The organism is Ktedonobacteraceae bacterium (genome assembly GCA_035653615.1).
Taxonomy (GTDB): Bacteria; Chloroflexota; Ktedonobacteria; order Ktedonobacterales; family Ktedonobacteraceae; genus DASRBN01.
In genome coordinates this window covers 51,455-71,019 of sequence record DASRBN010000001.1, presented here as the reverse complement: position 1 = coordinate 71,019, position 19,565 = coordinate 51,455, and the positions used below count along the sequence as shown (strand labels likewise).

Genomic DNA, 19,565 nt, shown 5'->3' with positions numbered 1-19,565 from the left:
CTCGCTCTTGCCCCCAAAATTTCGCGGTTGTTCCGCATTTCCGCATTCGAGATGTATAGAAAGAATGAGCAAGTGAATATCTCACTAGAAGATAGCCGGCTCTATTGTCATAAGTAAACAATAATGCTATAATAGCGGGGTGTTTCCACCCCAGAAAGGTGGCCGCAATGCAATAAACGTAAAAGCCGCGGCATGTTGCGGCAGAAACCAGTTCCGGCATCATATCAAACAAACATGCAAGCAATGCCGGTACTCCACCTGCTCCGGCCGTCGTAATGTCGAATGCCTGATCGCATTCGCGCCAGCGGACGTGACCGGAAGCAAACCCAAAGGAAGGAGGTGGCTTCGTGAGGCGTGATTATGAACTGGGTTTCATTCTCAACCCCGAAGTCAACGAAGAACAGACACGCTCTATTCTAGAGCGCATCGAACAAATTATCAACAGCCATGATGGTCAGGTAGTGAAGATTAATCAGTGGGGACGGCGCCGTCTGGCATACCCCATCCAACACCATCGTGATGGTAATTACGTGTTCATCGATATGATTCTGGCCCCCGAGACCGTGCTTGAACTGGATCGCAATCTCAGGGTTTCTGAGGAGGTCCTCCGGCACTTAATTACGAGGCGTGATCCCAAGGCCGTACAGAAGGAACGCGAGGAGCGCGCGGAGCGTGAGGCTCGAGAAGCTGCCGCAGCCGCAGCTGCCCAGGCGAAGGCCGCCGCTCGCGCAACTGCGGGCGCGGAAAGCGAAGCGGAAGCAGCAACGCCAGCCCCGGTTGAAGCAGAGGATGAGATGGCAGTGTACTCGCCCGACGAAGAGGCGCCCGCGCTGACTGAAGAGGATCTGACATACGTGCCACCCGCTTTGGAAGAAGACGAAGAGAGCAGCGAAGCGTAGTTAGTATTGGGAAACGTCCGGGTAGAGCGGAGAAGAGTAGTTCAAGCGATCTCAGTGGAGGAGTTGTCTCAGCGTTTACAACGTTGAAAGGAATAGACTGATCATGTTAAACAAAATCATGCTTATCGGGAACCTGGGAAAAGACCCCGAGTTGAATGTCACCCAGGAAGGCACTCCTGTCACGAAGTTCTCGCTCGCTGTTAACCGGTATACGAAAACAAGTACAGGTGAGCGTAAGGAAGAGACCGAGTGGTTCAATATCGTTGCCTGGAACAGGCTTGCCGAAACATGCGAGCGGTACCTGCACAAAGGCTCTAAAGTGTATATCGAGGGTCGTCTGCAGACGCGCAAGTACACCGACAGAAACGGTGTGGAGCGTACCGCAATCGATGTAATCGCCAACGATATGAAGATGCTTGACTCGAAGTCCGCAGCCGGTAATGCGGAGAGCTATTCGGCAGGGAGCGCGGACGACCGCGATCCCTTTCTTCCCGACTACCCGGACGACCTTCCCTAGAGACCCCGAGGAGATTCCTTTTTAGGGGAGACATAGAGGAGATTTGTTCGTGCAAAGACGATCTGAAGGAGCTCCGCGCCGCGAGCGAGCGGGCGGGCGTGGCGAGCGCACTTCTCGCCGGAAAATATGCCAGTTTTGTCACGATCACGTGCGCGAGATCGATTACAAGGATGCGAGCCGTTTCATGAAACGCTACATCTCTGATCGTGGCAAAATCGAACCCCGCCGCAAGACGGGAACCTGCGCTAAACACCAGCGCCGCCTTAGCGTGGCGCTGAAGCAAGCGCGGCATATGGCACTGTTGCCTTACACTGCCGAACATATGCGCGGTATGTAGAGTAAGAGCAGTTCGACATGACGTACTATACAGTAAAGATAAGACCGTCCTCTTTCTGGATGAAACAATCCGGCCAGGAGCGGCATTATCTTTACTGTATTCATGCGTTCTGCAGGTGAATGCCAGTCATCGCCTTGAGTAAAAGGGGAGTACCATGAAAAGTTCGACAGAGCGTCCAGCGCAGCGGCCCGAAAGCCAGCGATCACCGCGCTCAGCGAAAACCAAAACCAAATCGAAAAAATATCGCAGGCAAACAGCCCACATCAGTACAAGGCGTGATGGGAAGCCTCTTATTTTTGGATGGGGCAAGCACCTGTCCCATACCGAAAAGGTCAAATTTCAAACCCGCGCTACATGGGCTATTACCGGCCTCATCATATTAGTTCTGATAGGCACCGTCGCGGGCTTCTGGATTGATAACAATATTATTATTCCCGGCCTTACTATTACCAGCGTTAACGGACACCCGATTCCACAATCTGAGTATCGCCAGATGCTGGCGCTACAAACACAGCTTGAGGTCAATAAGCTCTACGGGCCGCATGGGCTGACCGCCGAGAGCCAGCACCTGGAGAGCCTGGATGCCGATCAACTTGCGGTCATTAGCAAGGAAACGACTCAGATTGCCAACCTGAATAAGCAGATAAAGGCACTCCCTGCCGGCCCCAGCACTCAGCGCACTATTCTCGAGAATGAGTTGAAGGCCGACCAGCTCATACTGAAAAATGCTCAGACGGCCCACCAGAGCCTGAACTCGCAGTTCACGAATATCCAGCAGAATGACATTCCTATCGAGCAACAGGGTTTCACACAATCATCGCTCGGCACCGAAAGCGTTAACCTGCTGCAAGACGATGAACTCATTCGTGAATGGCTCGTGACGCAAAGCCCGGCCATCCAGAATAAGATCAATCCTGGCGCCACTGCTGTCAATAAAGCGTTAAATGACCTGAAAGCCAACGAGCCAGGTTCGGGCAACTACAGCGGATTCCTCAAGCAGATGGGGATCAGCGATGATAATTTGCGCGCGATGCTCACCATTCAACTGCGTCACGATAACATGCAGAATTACCTCGCGTCGCAGATCGTTTCACCCGCCTACCAGGTTCTGGCGCGCACGATGACGCTTCAGACGATGGCTATTGCCAAACAGGTACTCGCGGATTTGCAAAAGGGCCAGAGCTTCGCGGCTCTTGCGAAAAAGTATTCGCAGGATACCAACACCAATACGAAGGGCGGCGATCTCGGCTGGCTGGCTCGCGGCCAATTCGCCAACCAGGACGACAATGGTGTTATCGACAACTGGCTGTTTGACCCCAGGCGCACAATCAACGAGATCAGCCCCATTTTGATGGAGAATGGTTCCCCCCATATCCTGCAAATTCTGGGCATTGATCCATCCCGTCCCATCGATGCGTCAACGCTACAAACGTTGAAGGCCAACGCCTTGCAGGATTGGCTGCTCGAGCAGGAGGCGCTGCCCACAACGAAGATCACGCCTATTGATCAAAATATGCTGACCGATCCGTCGAACCTGCCGCCGGCCTCGGTATTGCCTGCCGCCGCGCCCGCCAGTAGCGTTCCTGGAGCGCCTGCCCCCGGCAGTGGCGGAAGCTCCGGGCCGTAATCGAATAATGTGCGCAGGAAGGGCACCTGGGATACCTGTGCGAGGGATTCTTCGCTGCGCTCAGAATGACATGGTGCGCACCATGTCATTCTGAGCGCAGCGAAGAATCCCTCGCGGGAATAGCCGGTGCCCTTTTGCTCGTTTTCCTTCCTGGGGCCTGTCATTCTGAGCGCAGCGAAGAATCCACTCCAGCTTTATATAAAAAAAGGCCATCCATGACTATCGCGACGCCATCCATTTATAAGATTGATACAATACCTGTTCAGGAACTTTTAGAGACCGTTTCTCTGTACCTGCACATCCCTTTCTGCCATACACGCTGCTACTATTGTGATTTCAACACCTATGCCGGTATTCTGCCCCTGCGCGAGCCGTATGTCCGCGCTCTGCTGACGGAGATAGAGCTGGCAGGAGAGATGGCCCGGCATGATGATGGGTCACCGCGCCGCTCGCGCACCATCTTTTTTGGCGGTGGCACACCCAGCCTTCTGACGGTGGAACAGGTCACGCGCCTGCTTGCTGCGTGTCACCAGTCTTTCGCCGTTGACGCGGATGCCGAAATTACGCTCGAGGCCAACCCTGGTACGCTTTGTCGCGAGCAGCTGGTAGAACTGCGTGCTGCCGGAGTCAATCGCCTCAGTATGGGCGCTCAGAGCTTCGATGCCGGCCTGCTCAAGGCGCTGGGGCGCATCCACTCACCTGAAGAGATCACCGAGGCCTTGCAACATGCGCGTGCTGCTGGCTTCACATCCATCAACCTCGATTTTATGTTTGGCCTGCCAGGACAGACCATGCGCCACTGGCGCGAAACGCTCGATTCGGCGCTTGCACTGCATCCCGAACATTTTTCGCTCTACTCCTTGATTATTGAGGAGGGCACACCGTTCTATGCCTGGACGCAGGAAGGACGTATTACTCCCGGTGATGAAGACCTGTGCGCGGATATGTACGAGTATGCTGATGAGCGCCTGCAGGCCGAGGGATATGAGAATTACGAGATCTCCAACTGGGCGCTGCCCGGCCACCAGAGCCAGCATAATCTGACCTACTGGCGCAATCTTCCCTACCTTGGCATGGGCGCGGGCGCGCATTCTTTTTTCGCCGGCAGGCGCTTCTCCAATATTCTGGACCCGCGGGAGTATATGCGCCTGCTCAAGCAACAGCGCCGGCCCGAGGCTGAAGGCGAAAGGGTTGAACGCGCGCAGGAAATGTCGGAGACGGCATTTCTTGGCCTGCGTACCGCATCGGGCCTGCATCTTCCAACATTCGAGCAGCGTTTCGGGGAGCCGTTTAGCCATTTTGCGGGCGACCGCTTGCGCCCGGTGCAAGAAGCCGGACTCCTGGAACAAATGGGGGATTGGCTGCGTCTCAGTAAGCGCGGGCGCCTGCTCGGCAACGAGGTCTTCCTGCGCTTACTTCCCGACGAATAAATTTGAAAAAGGATAGGCACGTGGAAAGAGCATCTTCTGCAACATCGTCCTGGGGCATGCATGATCTTCTGACGAAAGAGCAAGTGCTGGAATACCAGCAGGCAGGGATAGCATACCTGCACGCCCAATTGCTCTACAATCGGGGCATCAAATCGCCGGTCGCCATGCGTGCCTTTCTCGATGCGCGCTACGATCAGATTCCTGATCCACTCACATTAATCGACATGGATAAGGCGCTGGAACGCATTCAACGCGCGCTTGCCAATGGGGAACATATAACGGTTTTCGGGGATTTCGATGCCGACGGTGTTACGTCTGCCGCGCTACTGATCCGCGCGCTGCGTGCCCTCAAGCATCCCGCTGCTCCGCTGGATTGCTTCATACCCAGCCGCCTGCGCGATATTCGTGGATTGAGCAAAGAGGGCATCGACAGAATTCGCGGACGCGGCACCAGCCTGATCATTACTACCGATTGTGGCAGTTCGGATGTTTCAGCCGTTGAATATGCGCGAAGTCTTGGTATCGATATCATCATTACCGACCATCATAATCCCCCGGATCCGCTCCCACAGGCCTGTGCCATGATCAATCCCTGGCGGCCCGATTGTACCTATCCTGAACGCTACCTGTGCGGCGTAGGCATCGCCTTCAAACTGGCGCAGGCGCTCTTTCGCGCCTATGGTCGCGAGCCAGAAGAGCGCGATCTGCTTGATCTCGTCGCAATCGGCACTGTCGGCGATGTTGGGCAGATGCTCGGCGAAAACCACACGCTGGTGCGCCTGGGATTGCAACAACTCAATGCGACGAAAAATCCTGGCCTGCAAGCGCTCATTACCATTACGCGCCTCCAGCCCGGCAAACTGCGCGAGCGCGATATTTCATATGTATTGGGACCACGTATTAATGCCGCCGGGCGCATGAAGGATGCCGCCATCGCTTTTGAACTGCTGACGACAGACGATCCCAACGTTGCGCAAGAGCGCGCCAGAGAACTGGAAGAACTGAACTTCCTGCGGCAGCAGCAGACAGAGGAATTGATGAAGCTGGTGCGAGAACAGGCACAGAGCCAGGCCGACAAGCAGGTCGTGCTGCTATATGGCGATAAAGAGACCTGGCCAGAGGGTATTATCGGCCTGGTAGCAGGCCGTTTATCGGAAGAAATACACCGTCCCGTCTTCGTCCTCAGCCAGGATAGCGAGTCCAGCCGTGGTTCCGCGCGCAGCGCCGATGGCTTCAATATTATTTTAGCCTTGCGCGAGCGCGCCGATCTTTTCGAGCGTTTTGGGGGCCATGCCCAGGCCGCAGGTTTCACCATCGCCAATGCCAATATTGAGGAACTGCACGCCCACCTACTTGCCTGGCGCGAAGAAAACACCGTAGGGGCCGATTCATCGCGCCCAGCGCCGATTGATCGGCCCGCTTCAGAATCTCACGGGGTCCCGCTTATCCCGCCCGGCATTGAAATAGCTGCCGTGGAGACATCTGGGATAACCGGCGGCGCCGAATTGGCCCAATTGATTGAGCCTGGTGCGGTCATCGAGCAGGAACTGGCACCGCCAACCACCACGCGTAAGATTGACCTGCTGATTACGAAGCCGGAATATCTCAATTATGACGCCTATAACAAAGTGAGCATGCTGGCCCCCTATGGCGCGGGCAATCCAGAACCTGTTTTTAAGATGGAACGCCTGCGCCTGTATCGTCGCTGGCAGAGCGGTATGGAAGGTCGCCACCTGCGCGTGCGCCTCAGAACGACTACCAATGGCACTACTGTCCAGTTCAATGGCACCTATATTCGCGGCGGGTCACAGATCGAGTCCTTGCCGGAAGGCGCGCTCGTAGACGTGATTTTTAGCCTGGAACAGGCCTGGAATTCGCAGGATAATGACGACCGGCAGGATATCTGGCTGAAGATATTACACATGGAGCAAGTGCGATAATGCGATTCAGACGAGGCCATAGCTATGAGACGTATTCCGTAACCACTGTGGCGCTTTCACCCGAAAGCAGGCGCGTTGCTCCTGGCGGTTGGGACGAGACCGGACAGGCCTGTGACCTGTCCGAAGATGGCAAGAACAATGAGTAAAGCGCACGACATTTCCCCCCACCAATCCCTCTGGTGGCAATCAGGAGTCATCTATCAAATCTACCCGCGCAGTTTCAAGGATAGCAATGGCGATGGCGTTGGCGACCTCGCCGGCATCATCGAGAAACTGGACTATCTGAGCTGGCTGGGAGTCGATGCTCTCTGGCTTTCTCCCATTTATCCCTCGCCGATGGTCGATTTCGGCTACGATATCAGCAACTTTACGGATATCGATCCGCTTTTCGGCAACCTGGCAGCATTCGACATGCTCGTGAAAGAGGCCCATCAACGGAATTTGAAGATCATTATGGATTACGTACCCAATCATACGTCTGACCGGCATCCCTGGTTCATCGAATCGCGTTCCTCGCGCGACAATCCCAGGCGCGACTGGTATGTATGGGCTGATCCCAAGTCTGATGGCTCGCCGCCCAACAACTGGCTGGCAAGCTGGGGCAGTTCGGCCTGGGAATGGGATGCCGTGACAGGTCAGTATTATCTTCATTCCTATCACAAAGCTATGCCCGACCTCAACTGGCGCAATCCAGCCGTCAAAGAGGCCATGTTCGATGTGGCGCGCTTCTGGCTCGACCGCGGAGTGGACGGACTGCGCATTGACTCTGCGCACCGCATCATGAAAGACCCGCAATTGCGCGATAATCCACCCAATCCCAATCCAGGAGAGACGGGTTACAAACCTGTCACCGAGTATGATTCCCAGTTGCATATTCATGACAAGGCGCATCCAGATGTCCACGAGGTGTATCGCGAACTGCGCCAGCTTCTGGATGCATATAGTGAAACGTCGCCGCGCGTGTCGGTTGGCGAGATGCATATCTTCGACTGGCCGGAGTGGGCCAGCTATTATGGCTTGCAGCTTGATGAAATGCACATGCCGCTCAACTTCGGACTGTTAAGCATTCCCTGGAAGGCCGCAGCTGTACAAAAACTTGTGAACGCCGTCGAATCCGCTCTGCCAGCGGGCGCCTGGCCGAACTACGTGTTGAGCAATCATGACGAACCACGCATCGCGGCTCGCGTGGGCGCTGAGCAGGCGCGTATCGCCATGCTGTTGCTACTCACATTACGCGGCACGCCAACCGTGTATTACGGCGAAGAAATCGGCATGCACGATGGCGAGATACCGCCCGAGTACATCCAGGACCCATGGGAAATCGCCCAGCCAGGTAAAGGAGTGGGCCGCGACCCTGAACGCACACCCATGCAGTGGGACGCTTCTCCCAACGCCGGCTTCTGCGCTCCCACCATCAAACCCTGGCTGCCCATTCCCGCCGATTATAAACAAACGAATGTTGCCGTCGAGCGCGAAGATAGCCATTCGATGCTTGCGCTTACACGCGCGTTGCTCCAGCTGCGCCGTGCCACTCCCGCTCTCTCGGTAGGAAGTTACGCCGCTATCGAGGGCGCTCCTGGTGACTGTTTCGTCTACACGCGGCAGTCTGAAAATCAGCGGTTTCTCATCGCGCTGAATTTTTCGAGTAACGAGCAGCGAATACGGCTGGCCGGGTTGGGCAATGGCCGTATCCTGCTTTCGACACACCTTGATCATGAGGAGGCGGTTGAACTCACTTCTCTGAGCTTGAGAGGGAACGAGGGGTGTGTTATTGAGATACTCCATCCTGGTACAACATCACGCACGAAATAGCCGGCACGATTACTTCCCGAGAAGCCTGTCCCAGGTAGCTTTCGCTTACGCGGTCCCGAGTAGCTACAATGATCCAGTTGCCGGGAGGCAATGCGCATACTATATCGGCCCTGTTGGGATTGTAGATGACGAGGATATTTTTCCAATCATCGCCATTGGCATGGTTCCGCAGTTCAAACATCAATGTGTTCTCGGGGCTGTCGTGAAAGGTGAGGTGATCGCGAATAGCGCTTGCCGGTGTCATGCGGAAGGCAGGATGCATCCGGCGCAGGTGGATCAGGCAAGTATAGTACCTGAACACCCTCAAATACTGCTCTTTACGCGACCAGTCGAACTGGTTGACGGTATCGCCGGCGTTGTAACTGTTGGAATTGCCGCCTTTGGTACGCAATAGCTCCTCGCCGCCATGCAGGAAGGCGATGCCCTGGCAGGTCATAATCACTGCCTGGGCGAGTTCATCCATCTTGATACGCTCTTCCTGGGTGGCATCCGGCGTGCTGAGCGTAATTTTATCCCATAGCGCGTAGTTATCGTGACTTGTTACGTAATTGATGCTTTCTGCTGGCGAAGCGGCGAAAGCATCGACGCTGCCCTCTACCGCGCTCGCAATTCTGCCGGCAAGTCCCGGCGCGCCTGTCGTGAAGCCTTTTGCTGTAGCATCAAAGACGCTGCCGCAGAGCGCATCGCGGATATCGTCGTTGAAAACGGCGATGCCGAGTCCTCGCTGCCGCCCTTTCGTGAGTAATTCGCTGTCCGGCAAACCTGAAGTGCCGCCGGTCCACGGTTCCCCGTAGAGCAGCGCATGGGGATTGATAGTATGCAGCGTTTCCGAAATCCTTTTCATGGTGTCGATGCCAAGCAGGGCCATCAGGTCGAAGCGAAAGCCATCAACATGATATTCCTGCGCCCAATACACGAGGGAGTCAAGGATGAATTTCTGCACCATTGGCCGCTCGGCGGCAATCTCGTTGCCGGTGCCGGAGCCGTTGGTATAGTTCCCCGAGTAATCGGTGCGATAGTAGTATTGTGGAACGATCTTATCGAAGTCGGAATCGCGAATGGCATAGGTGTGGTTATAGACGACATCCAGAACGACGCCGATACCATCGCCGTGCAGGCTCTGGATCATCTGCTTGCATTCGATGATACGGGCAGTGCCATGCGGCGTTGTTGCGTAGGCGCCTTCGGGCACATTGTAGTTGCGCGGGTCATAGCCCCAGTTGTATTGATCGGGATTGTTCTCATCGATGCTCGCGAACTCCTGTATTGGCTGCAACTGCACGTGCGTGATGCCAAGTTCTTTCAGATGATCCACGCCCGTCGCCACGTCGCCAGGCCCTTTTGTGCCGCGTTCCGTAAAGGCCAGATATTTCCCCCGATGCGTTATTCCTGAATTCGGGTTGATCGAGAAATCGCGTACATGCACCTCGTAGATGATGGCATCCTGCGGGTGAGCGAGGGTCACGTAGCGATCCTGCTCCCATCCCGGTGGATTGGTTTCTTGCGGATCGATAATCATGCCTCGTGTCGCATTGACTGCTATCGCTCTGGCATAAGGATCGACGGCTTCCAGCGTCGTGCCATGCACAGTCACCGCGTAGAGGTAGTACCAGTTCCGCAAATCACCGGAAACCTCGCTATGCCATGTGCCATTGGCTCCTGGCAGCATCTGAACCTGCCGCCGCAAAGGACCGGTCTCACTATCGAACAATAAGAGCTGTACTTGCGAGGCCATGGGAGCCCAGAGGCGGAACGAGCTGGCCCGCGGCGCATAGGTAGCGCCCAGGTCGTTTCCACGATAAACGTATTGCTCGCCATTTAAGACATTGCGCGGCGTAACAGGACAGGCTGTGTATCCTTTGATGGTGATGGACAGGCTGTGGGTTACATCTGGAGCCTGGGCCAATGTTACTTCGATAAGGTCGGTCTGGATGGTGGCAGGCCGATCAATCGGCACTGGGCGCGATGAATCGGCCCCTACGGGCCCCTCGACTATGCCGGTAACAGGGAGAGCAAGACCCGTCGTCGCGTCGGTCAGTGTTACATCTTCCACGGCAAAAGGCAGCGTGAGAGGCTCGCTGAGCTTGACGATGATTGTCGTATCAGCATCCAGGTATGCATTGATGGCGGCAGGGAGTTTTAACATGGGAACTTCAACGTGTCCAGGCCCTTTCACGATAAAGTGCCAGGGCGACCTCAAGGGTACGCCCCTACCTTATTCAACGTGTCCAGACCCCCCGCGGGTCGTGTTCGCGAATTACCTGCAGCTCATCCTCGGTTGGTGGCACTGTTTCTTTGCAGTCGGGAGCCAGCCGCAATTTCCAACCTGTTTGCTCCTGCACCTGCTCTATCGTGGTGCCGGGATGGTAGGATTGGAGCATGGCCTCGCCGTTTGTGGGGTCGAATGTGAAAACGGCCAGGGTGGTGATGAGCGCGCTGGGGCCACCTCTTGGCAGGCCGACACGTTTACGCCAGGCCATTCCGGCAGGCCCATGTTCATCGGGATAGCCGTAGCCGGGGCTGGTCACGAAGTCCACTTTTTCGCGCAGGCGGCGGCGGTCGTGCTGCATGATGATGGCGAGTCGCTGCGAAAACGAGGCGATATCGGCTCCGCCACCACTGCCAGGCAGGCGCACACTCGGATGCTGCCAGTCGCCGATCAGCGAGGTATTGAGGTTGCCGTAACGATCAACCTCCGCGCCGCCGATGAATCCAAGGTGTACGTCGCCTGCCGCCATGGGCGCCATGACGTTGAGCGTGCCGGTCGTCCATAAGGCACCCGTGATATTCGGCGCGTCGCCCATCGTGTAGAGCAGTTCCGCGGACGGTTCATCGCGGATGGTGCCCGTCTCGAAGAGTCCGATGCAGTTGGGCGCGTGCGTGCGTTTGGCAAGCGCGAATGCTATCAGGGGCAGGCGCATGCCGACAAAGACATTTTCGCCGTCGTGTATCTGCCTGGCGGCGCAGACAACCATCAGTTCTCGCGGTGTGTATTCCATAGATGATCCTCTAATATCCGTAATCCACGGGCGCGGCGTAGCGATGCTCTTTGATGCCCAGGCTGCTCAGGCGCTCTTCGCCCAACCTGGCAAGGTAGGCGGCGCGATTGGGTGTGCTGAGCACCCAGTCGTCGAGCCAGGATGCGTAGCCCTCGACCGTGCGTGTGCGCGTGTGATATTCATGGTAAAAGGCATGGTCGCGGTTGTAATAGCCCTGGACAGCTGAGGGATGCGCTCCCCACGGCTCATGCACGACTGCCCGCACTTTGAAGGATGGCCCCAACACGCGGTTCGGGTCGCTCACGATCACCTCGCGCGGCACGATTTCCTCTGCCACGATAATTACGTCGCGCGCCGCGAGCATGGCCTGTTCGGTGATGCCGGAACTTCCCCACATATGAGCGTTGCCGTCCTCGTCGCTGCGCTGCACGTGAATGATCGTGACATCGGGCCGCAAGGCAGGAACGAGTAGCAACGGTGTGCCATCGTCCGGTGAAGAGATAGTGCGCAACGTGGTATTTTTGCGCGGAATATCGCCACCCAGCAGCGTGCGCGTGGGAATATAGGGCGAACCGATCCCGGCGGCCAGCAGCGCCAATCCGATGGTGAAGTTGCTGTAATCCTCGGTGACGATGGGACGCGGGATGGACTGTTCGGTGGCGCGGCGATAGCAATGCGCCAATCCCTCGCTAACATTACCCACCCAGGCCGCGGAGATTTTCTCGACGCAGCCCGCGCCGATTAACTGATCGAAAAGGATGTCGGAAATAGGTCCGATCAGCGTCAGGTTGCGCCGCTGCTGGCGAATGATCTCATGCGCGGCGGCAAAAGGTATCAGCGGCTCGAGCGCCAGTCCGATGGCAATCGACGAGCCATCAGGAACGAATTGCGCAATGGCCTCGGCCATGGTCATAAGTTTCTTCATACAGGTTTATACTCCACAATCTTATCCTCGATGTCATTCTGAGTGAAGCGAAGAATCCCAAAGTTTCTTCATACGGGTTTATACTCCACAATCTTATCGGCGTAATCATCTGATACAAATATATCATCGTTTTTATCGATGACCAGTCCTTGCGGCTCGATAAAGCCCTTGCTGGCCAGAACCTCGCGCTTGCCCGTCGAGCGGCGAATGCGAATGAGCGCGTGTATGGATGGGGCCAGGTCGATGACCAGGATATTGCCACGGGAATCAAGCTCGACATCGTCAAGCTTGCCAAAACCGCCCATGCGGGTCGTCTTGCCGTTTGGCGCGATAATCCAGAGCGATCCACCGCATTCGTCCGCAATATAGACGGTGCCATTCTGATCGACCGCTGCTCCAACCGGGCGCGGAATGCCGGATGCCAGCAGCGTGAGTTTCTGCCCATCCAGGCTCATACGATAGACATTGCCCGTGGGGCTGTCCGGTATAATCAGCGTCTGAGTGATAGGATCATAAGCGATGCCATCTACGCCGTCTTTGCAGGGCGGGCCGCCAGGAGTGCCGGGGAGCGTGCGCAAGACGGTGAGCGAGGTGGCTCCGGGAGCAAGGCTGAGGATGCGATTCGTCTGCTGTTCCGCGATAATCATGGTGCCGTCAGGCAGGAAGGCGATGCCTTCGGGACCGGCGATGCCACTGACAAGTACGGTAATCGAGCCATCCGCATTGACGCGGCTGACGGTTCCATTATAGAAATCGCTGAAGACCAGGCGTCCCTGCGGGTCAAAGGCCAGGTCATCGGGCCGTCTCCCACCTGATACAATTACCCGCGCTGTATAGTGGGTAGGTGTTGTGTCAGGGGTGCCATTTGTGGTGACAGTGGATGTTATGGCTGGCGCGGTCGGAGAGGCAGTCGCGGTTTCAGTCGGAGAGGCGGCAGGAGTAGATGTATGCTCGCAGGAAGTAAGTAGTAGAAGACAGATAAGTCCGGTAGTATATGTGAGAATGATCCGATTTTTTAACAACATGTATTTCCTTCAGAGGAAGCTCTGTGGAGCGGCTTTTACCAACGAATCTCGCAAAATACGTTTCAACAGCCAGGAAATCTGGCTGCTTTATGTATTATCATTCTTTCTGCCCAGATTTTCAAGCCGTCGAGATATTTACCCAGAGCTTTTGCGGCTTGTAGCGCGGTTGCATCTGTGTTATTATAGATTTGGCAAGAGGTTATTCCGCAGATCAATGCGGAACAAGAGAAGCTGGCAATTTTTGAGAGAATGGTGAGGAATAAGGCGCTTTGAGGGGAGGCGACCTGCATGAGGCGAGATACACAAGGAGTAGCTATGATCGAGCACAGCAGAGACAAGACGGTTTCCTACTATTATGATAGCCATCCCACCGAGGAGGACCTGATGGGGGAAACCACCCTGCATCACGTATCAATCGTGTATCTCGAGGAAGTCCTCAAGTGGCTCTTTCGTGGCCAGATCTGTTCGGTGCAGGTCAATCTGAACTTCTACGTCACCAACGATGAAATGGAATATCCGATAGCGCCCGATATTGCCGTCATCAAGGGTGTGCCGTATCGTGAGGAGATCAGCTGGCGCGTTGGTATCACCGGCCCGGCGCCTCAAGTCGTCTTCGAGTTCGCTTCCGACAAGACGTGGAAGCGGGACCTGGACGAGAAACCATTGACGTATGCCCAGATGGGCGTGCTGGAATACTACGCCTTCGACCCCTACGACCCGCCCCTGCCATTGAGCCGGCGTAAAGGAGGCCGTTTGTTTGGCTGGCAGCGAAACGCCATTACAAGGCCATTGCAAAAGGTGTTGCCGGAACTAGATGGTAGGTTATGGAGTCCACAATTGCGTAGTTGGCTCAAGGCGGATGGCAAGTATTTACGCCTCTATGACCTGTTATGGAACCGCAGACTCACCGAAATAGAGGTGGAGACGGCAGTACGTCAGGCCGAAGCAGAGAGAGCCGAGCGGGAGGCTGCGCGGGCTACGCGGGAAGCAGCTCGCGCCCAGGCAGCTATCCAGCAACTGCAGGTAGAAGCAGCTCGCGCTCAAGCTCTCGCCGAGAAGCTGCGTGCGCTCGGCATTGATCCTGATCAACCACTCTAACACCTACCCATAGAGTAAGTAGATGGCACATGCGAGACTGCAGGATGAATGACCGGCTATAGTCTTCACTGAATCAGGCTCTACCTTCACGCTTATTGAGCGTGGAATCAACGGCTTTCTGCCGCTACCAGGTCATCCAGAAAGTGATGCATAGTCTTCAGGGATGCGCCGGTGCCATGCTTGCGCAACATGAGCATTTCGGCGGCGATGCTGAGGGCGATTTCTTCCGGCGTCTCCGCTCCTAGATCAAGGCCAATCGGCGAGTGTACCTGCTCAAGGCGCTCGCGCGGAAATCCTTCTCGCAGCAGGTCGCGGAAAATGTTCTTGATCTTGCCGGGACTACCGATCATGCCGACGTAGCGAGCGGAGGTTTCCAGGGCGGCGCGCAGGGCATCTTTATCGAGGTGATGGCCGCGCGTGACGATGACAATCCAGCTGGCCTCGTCGGGTTCCAGTTCGCGAATAGTCTGGGGGATATCGCCGAAGGTGAGCTGTATCTTATCGCCGAACATGTGCGGGTCGGCCAGGTCGCGCCGGTCATCGACGACGACGATGCGGTAATCAAGCTGGGTTGCCAGGCGAGCCAGGGCCTGCGCGACATTTCCTGCTCCGGCGATGATGAGGCGCGGTTCGGGGTACAGTACTTCGATGAACAATTCGAGCGTGGCCCCGCAACTGCCCACGGCCTGGTCAGGGTCAAGGTGAACGTGAGTGATGCTCGATTTGCCCTCTTGCAAGGCTTGCAAGGCGCTCTGGGCAACTTGCATATCAACTTTGGAACCGGCGAAGCTGCCGCTGGTAGTACCGTCGGCGCGCACCAGCATTTTGGTGCCAACGCCGCAGGGAGCCGCGCCGATGGTTTTGACGACGGTGGCGACTGCTACCCGCTCGCCCTGCTTCAAAGCTGCCTGTATTTCGCTGTAGATGGATGTGGCATTCATAGTTCTATCCTGTGTTTCTTGCCTGTGCTCAGTCGTTGAGTACTCTGTGTGCTTTATACTATATCATATCTGTAGGGACAGTGCCTGAATTACTATGTTATTTCGTTGAGTGTGGGGAAAGATCAGGTTGGTTCACATGAATGAAGGGGCAACCCAGATATGCACTGCACCATCCCAGGACCCGGACGCAATCATTTTGCCGTTGGGCGACCATGCTACGGTGCCTACTTTAGTAGAATGACCGGAATAAGTGTAGATGTTACTGCCAGTAGTGCTATCCCATATTTTCACTGTACCATCCAGAGAACCGGAAACGATATATTTCCCATCAGGTGACCACGCTACCGCGAATACTTTACCACTATGGCCTCTTAAGGTGAAGATGCTTTTCGGCTCTTGCAGAGAAAAAAGGTTTCTCCCTGGCGCTAGAAGTGTTACTTGTACTGACCTATCATCACTTGCAGATGCAAGGCCGGTTCCGTCTGGTGAATAGCACAATGCATTTACCCAATTAGAGTGATTGGTATAGCTGAGAACTTTCTGGCCAAAAGATGTATTCCATATCTGGATTTCACTATCATTCCCCGCAGAAGCCAGAAATACTCCATTAGGAGACCAGCTCAGATCGGTCACAGTATGGGAACGACCACGAAAGCTAAGCACACGAAAGCCTTGAATAGAATCCCATATCTGCACCTCCTGACTTTCGCCGGCAGAGGCGATAAATTGCTTATTTGGTGACCATTTCACTGTATTGACGCCTCCAGCATGATAATAGGTAATTATCTTGTTGCCCGCGGCAGGGTCCCAAACCTGTGCTTTCGCATCACTGCTCCCAGAAACAACGCGCGAACCATCCGGTGACCATGCAACTGCATTCACCTGTTTAGCATGGCCAGTACAGATACTTATCTTTTCTCCAGTAACCGCATCCCAAATCTGCACCGTTTTATCATCGCTGCCTGAAGCAATTCTTTCCCCATCCGGTGCCCAGGCTACGGTATTCACGCGGCCTGTATGACCGCGATAGATATGAAGAATGGCTCCGACTTCATTTGAAACTCTGGCAAGCTGCATGGGTGGAAGCTGCGGCGAGGAAGGAGTATTCGAAGGGGTCACCAGAGGTGAAGCCAGTACCACCGGTTCAGGTGGCTTCACGATAATGGTGGGAGCCAGGTGAGCATGCTGATCCGACAAACTGGCCTGCTCAAATGCTCTGGCGAAAGCCTGCATGCTGCCAAAGCGATCTTTGGGGTCTTTGGCCAGGGCCGTTAAGACCACCTGTTCCACATCAGGTGAAACGGTGGGAATGCGTTCGCGCAGGGGTGGAGGTGGCATGATGGTATGCTTGATAGCAATCTCGGAGAAGCCGCCATGAAAGGGACGGTCACCGGTAAGCCATTCGTAGACAACGATGCCCAGCGAATACTGGTCGCTGGCAGGACGTGGATGCGCCTGAATCTGTTCGGGAGCCATGTACGCGATGGTACCGGCCAGGTCCTGCGTGCTTTGATAGCGCGAACTTTGCGCCACGATGGCAATGCCGAAATCGCTTAAGAGGATTTCATTGCGCCGTCCGATGAGCATATTTTCCGGTTTGATATCACGATGGATGAGCTTCTCTTCATGAGCAAATTGCAGGCCATCAGCTATTTGTTTCACATAGGAGACGACTGTGGACAGGGGCAGGGGTACTCCCCTGGGGTGTCGCTGGCGCAAGGTACCGTTGGGAGCAAAGTCCATGACCAGGAAAGGCGTCTTCTCCTCTATACCAAAGTCCAGCACGCGGACGATATTGGGATGGATCAGCCGTACCAGGTTGCGCGCTTCCTGGAGAAATTTGTCCACATCATCGCTAGCCAACTGGCTGTGCAAGACTTTGATCGCGGCCTGCGAGCCCAGGTGAATATGCTCGCCCAGGTAGACCTGGGCGAAGCCGCCTTCGCCGAGCAAACGGACCAGGCGATAATGACCAAGCTGCTGTCCCGCACGATCTGCCATTGTTTCGACTCCTTGTTTATTCGCTCACCAGATCAGGGTGCCGTCCATACCTGCACCGTCTGATCATCCCCAGCCGAGGCGAGGTACCTGCCGTCGGGCGACCATGCCACTGCTTTCACACCCGTTGTATGACCGCGATAGACGAAAATGCGCCGGCCGGTGGCAGCATCCCATACATGGACGGTGGCATCTTTGCTGGCTGAAGCGATACGCGCGCCGTCGGGCGACCAGCTAACGCTGTAGATGTACGAGGTATGACCATGGTAAGTGAGAATGTTGCCCTGAGGTGACACCTGTTGCGGCTCTTGCTGGAGTGATCCCGCCTGCCATATTTTCACCTTGCTATCCCAGGCTCCGGAGGCAATAGCTGTGCCATCGGGCGACCATGCCACGCTATCCACCCAATCGCTATGACCACGATAGGTAGTGATGCATGCTCCCGTCGCCATGTCCCATACCTGCACGATGCCGTCTTTGCCACCTGACGCGAGGCGCGTGCCATCGGGCGACCAGCCCACCGTCCTTACACTTGAGGAGTGCCCTTGCAAGATGCTACCTGCCGGAGTCATCTCCGTCGAGTCCGGCAGTTGCCAGACCTGCACGTTCGCCTCATGCGACGCGGAAGCGATAAATGGACCGCTGGGCGACCATGCGACGGCAATGACCGGCGAGGAATGGCCGCGATAGGTGTAGATTTTCCTTTGATTTGCTCTATCCCAGACCTGTACCGTCGCGTCTCCACTGCCATAGGCAATCAGGTCACTCTGCTGCGACCAGCTGATCGCTTTGACACTGGAGGATTCGCCAACCGTGACCATGTGAGCGGCAGTCAATGCATCCCACACCTGCAAAGTTTTGTCATCGCCGCCCGAAGCGATAGTTCTACTATCCGGCGACCATGCCAGTGCGTTCACCTTGTCACTATGGCCGCGATAGATGCAAAGGACCATGCTCGTAGCTTCGCCACGCGAAAGGGGTTGTGTTGCGGGCATCGCGGGGTCGGTTATCGCCGCTCCCAATGAGGGAGGAACGGTCGATGGCGACATGACGACGATGGGACGTTCCGAGGTAGCGGCGGCCTGTAGCAAGGCATTGGCAAACGCCTTGACGCTGCCGAAGCGGGCATTGGGGTCTTTGGCGAGCGCCGTCATCACGACGCGCTCAACATCTGGTAAGATCGCGCGGTTCCTTTCACGTAAAGGCCGGGGGGGAACCGAGAGATGCTGGGCGACAATCTCGGTCAGCGAGCCATGAAAAGGACGATCTCCACTGAGCCACTCGTACACGACGATGCCCAACGAGTACTGGTCGCTGGCGCGCTGTGGTCGTCCCTCAATCTGTTCGGGAGCCATATAGGCCATCGTCCCGGCCATATCCTGTAGACCCTGGTAGCGCGAGCTTTGCGCAACGAGGGCGATGCCGAAATCGCCGAGCAGTATTTCGTTCCGCCGCCCGACGAACATGTTCTCCGGCTTGATATCGCGGTGAATCACCTTGTCGTCGTGGGCATATTGCAACGCTTCCGCAACCTGCGCGACATAAGGAAGTATCGTCTCGATAGAGAGGGGCGTCCCTTTAGGGCAGCGCTCGCGCAGTGTGCCGTGGGGAGCGTATTCCATGACCAGGAAAGGAGTCATATCCTGTACGCCAAAGTCCAGCACGCGCACAATATTAGGATGTACCAGGCGAGCAATGATACGCGCCTCGGCCCGAAATTTCTCTACCTCATCTGGCGAGAGGCGCGTATGCAGCACCTTGATCGCGGCAAGGGTAGACAGGTGAATATGCTCACCAAGATAGACTGCCGCGAATCCCCCAGCTCCCAGTAAGGAAGTGAGCAGGTAATTGCCGAGTCTTTGCCCTATTTTCTCTGCGTGCTGCCCTGTGCTTTCCGCCATACTCCCCCCTTTTTGAGAATGGCCTGCCTGGTTCGATTGTCAATGCATCGAATCAATTGTAGAGTAAGTAAGGCGGCTTGTCAATAACATGTATCATCCCTCCCAAATCTTGATGA

The 19,565-nt window shown here is 55.8% G+C and carries 16 protein-coding genes; 9 read left to right on the top strand and 7 right to left on the bottom strand.

The window, feature by feature from the left end; translation table 11 throughout:
* Positions 1-347 precede the first annotated feature (347 nt).
* From rpsF to VFA09_00280, 8 genes are all read left to right on the top strand, one after another.
* Positions 348-899 carry a 30S ribosomal protein S6 gene (gene rpsF, locus VFA09_00315; GenBank protein ID HZU65692.1) on the top strand — a complete coding sequence of 184 codons (552 nt, stop codon included), beginning with the start codon at positions 348-350 and terminating at the stop codon, positions 897-899.
* Positions 900-1,002: 103 nt separating this feature from the next.
* Positions 1,003-1,416 carry a single-stranded DNA-binding protein gene (locus VFA09_00310; GenBank protein ID HZU65691.1) on the top strand — a complete coding sequence of 138 codons (414 nt, stop codon included), beginning with the start codon at positions 1,003-1,005 and terminating at the stop codon, positions 1,414-1,416.
* Positions 1,417-1,540: 124 nt separating this feature from the next.
* Positions 1,541-1,753, top strand: coding sequence for a 30S ribosomal protein S18 (rpsR, locus tag VFA09_00305; protein ID HZU65690.1), 213 nt, complete (start codon positions 1,541-1,543; stop codon positions 1,751-1,753).
* A 154-nt stretch (positions 1,754-1,907) separates the two neighbouring features.
* Positions 1,908-3,380, top strand: a complete 1,473-nt coding sequence (locus VFA09_00300) for a peptidylprolyl isomerase (GenBank protein HZU65689.1) — start codon at positions 1,908-1,910, stop codon at positions 3,378-3,380.
* Between the two features lie 215 nt (positions 3,381-3,595).
* A complete protein-coding gene (gene hemW, locus VFA09_00295; GenBank protein ID HZU65688.1) occupies positions 3,596-4,810 on the top strand; it encodes a radical SAM family heme chaperone HemW in 1,215 nt (404 codons plus the stop codon).
* Positions 4,811-4,830: 20 nt separating this feature from the next.
* A complete protein-coding gene (gene recJ / locus VFA09_00290) occupies positions 4,831-6,750 on the top strand; it encodes a single-stranded-DNA-specific exonuclease RecJ (GenBank protein ID HZU65687.1) in 1,920 nt (639 codons plus the stop codon).
* Entirely contained in the window at positions 6,750-6,896 is a 147-nt protein-coding gene (locus VFA09_00285; GenBank protein HZU65686.1) for a hypothetical protein, read from the top strand. The genes recJ and VFA09_00285 overlap by 1 nt, the downstream gene beginning before the upstream one ends.
* A complete protein-coding gene (locus tag VFA09_00280; protein HZU65685.1) occupies positions 6,889-8,562 on the top strand; it encodes an alpha-amylase family glycosyl hydrolase in 1,674 nt (557 codons plus the stop codon). Before VFA09_00285 ends, VFA09_00280 begins: the two co-directional genes overlap by 8 nt.
* Here the strand turns inward: VFA09_00280 and pulA are convergent.
* From pulA to VFA09_00260, 4 genes are all read right to left on the bottom strand, one after another.
* Entirely contained in the window at positions 8,519-10,708 is a 2,190-nt protein-coding gene (gene pulA, locus VFA09_00275) for a type I pullulanase (protein HZU65684.1), read from the bottom strand. The two genes, VFA09_00280 and pulA, sit on opposite strands and share 44 nt — an antisense overlap.
* Positions 10,709-10,781: 73 nt before the next feature.
* Positions 10,782-11,561, bottom strand: a complete 780-nt coding sequence (locus VFA09_00270) for a CoA-transferase (GenBank protein HZU65683.1) — start codon at positions 11,559-11,561, stop codon at positions 10,782-10,784.
* A gap of 10 nt (positions 11,562-11,571) precedes the next feature.
* Positions 11,572-12,486 carry a CoA-transferase gene (locus VFA09_00265; GenBank protein ID HZU65682.1) on the bottom strand — a complete coding sequence of 305 codons (915 nt, stop codon included), beginning with the start codon at positions 12,484-12,486 and terminating at the stop codon, positions 11,572-11,574.
* Positions 12,487-12,554: 68 nt separating this feature from the next.
* A complete protein-coding gene (locus VFA09_00260) occupies positions 12,555-13,511 on the bottom strand; it encodes a hypothetical protein (GenBank protein HZU65681.1) in 957 nt (318 codons plus the stop codon).
* 315 nt (positions 13,512-13,826) lie between these two features.
* Here VFA09_00260 and VFA09_00255 point away from each other — a divergent pair, with 315 nt between their 5' ends.
* The gene (locus tag VFA09_00255; protein ID HZU65680.1) at positions 13,827-14,609 is read left to right on the top strand and encodes a Uma2 family endonuclease; all 783 of its coding nucleotides are present in this window, start codon (positions 13,827-13,829) and stop codon (positions 14,607-14,609) included.
* 107 nt (positions 14,610-14,716) lie between these two features.
* Here VFA09_00255 and VFA09_00250 read toward each other — a convergent pair whose 3' ends face one another.
* The 3 genes from VFA09_00250 to VFA09_00240 all read right to left on the bottom strand — a co-directional run bounded on the left by VFA09_00250 (position 14,717) and on the right by VFA09_00240 (position 19,449).
* On the bottom strand, positions 14,717-15,550 hold the full coding sequence (locus VFA09_00250; protein HZU65679.1) for an XdhC/CoxI family protein: 834 nt from the start codon (positions 15,548-15,550) through the stop codon (positions 14,717-14,719).
* Positions 15,551-15,682: 132 nt separating this feature from the next.
* Positions 15,683-17,551 carry a serine/threonine-protein kinase gene (locus VFA09_00245; GenBank protein HZU65678.1) on the bottom strand — a complete coding sequence of 623 codons (1,869 nt, stop codon included), beginning with the start codon at positions 17,549-17,551 and terminating at the stop codon, positions 15,683-15,685.
* Between the two features lie 32 nt (positions 17,552-17,583).
* Positions 17,584-19,449 (bottom strand): serine/threonine-protein kinase, encoded by a 1,866-nt coding sequence (locus VFA09_00240; GenBank protein HZU65677.1) that lies wholly within the window; start codon positions 19,447-19,449, stop codon positions 17,584-17,586.
* Positions 19,450-19,565 lie beyond the last annotated feature (116 nt).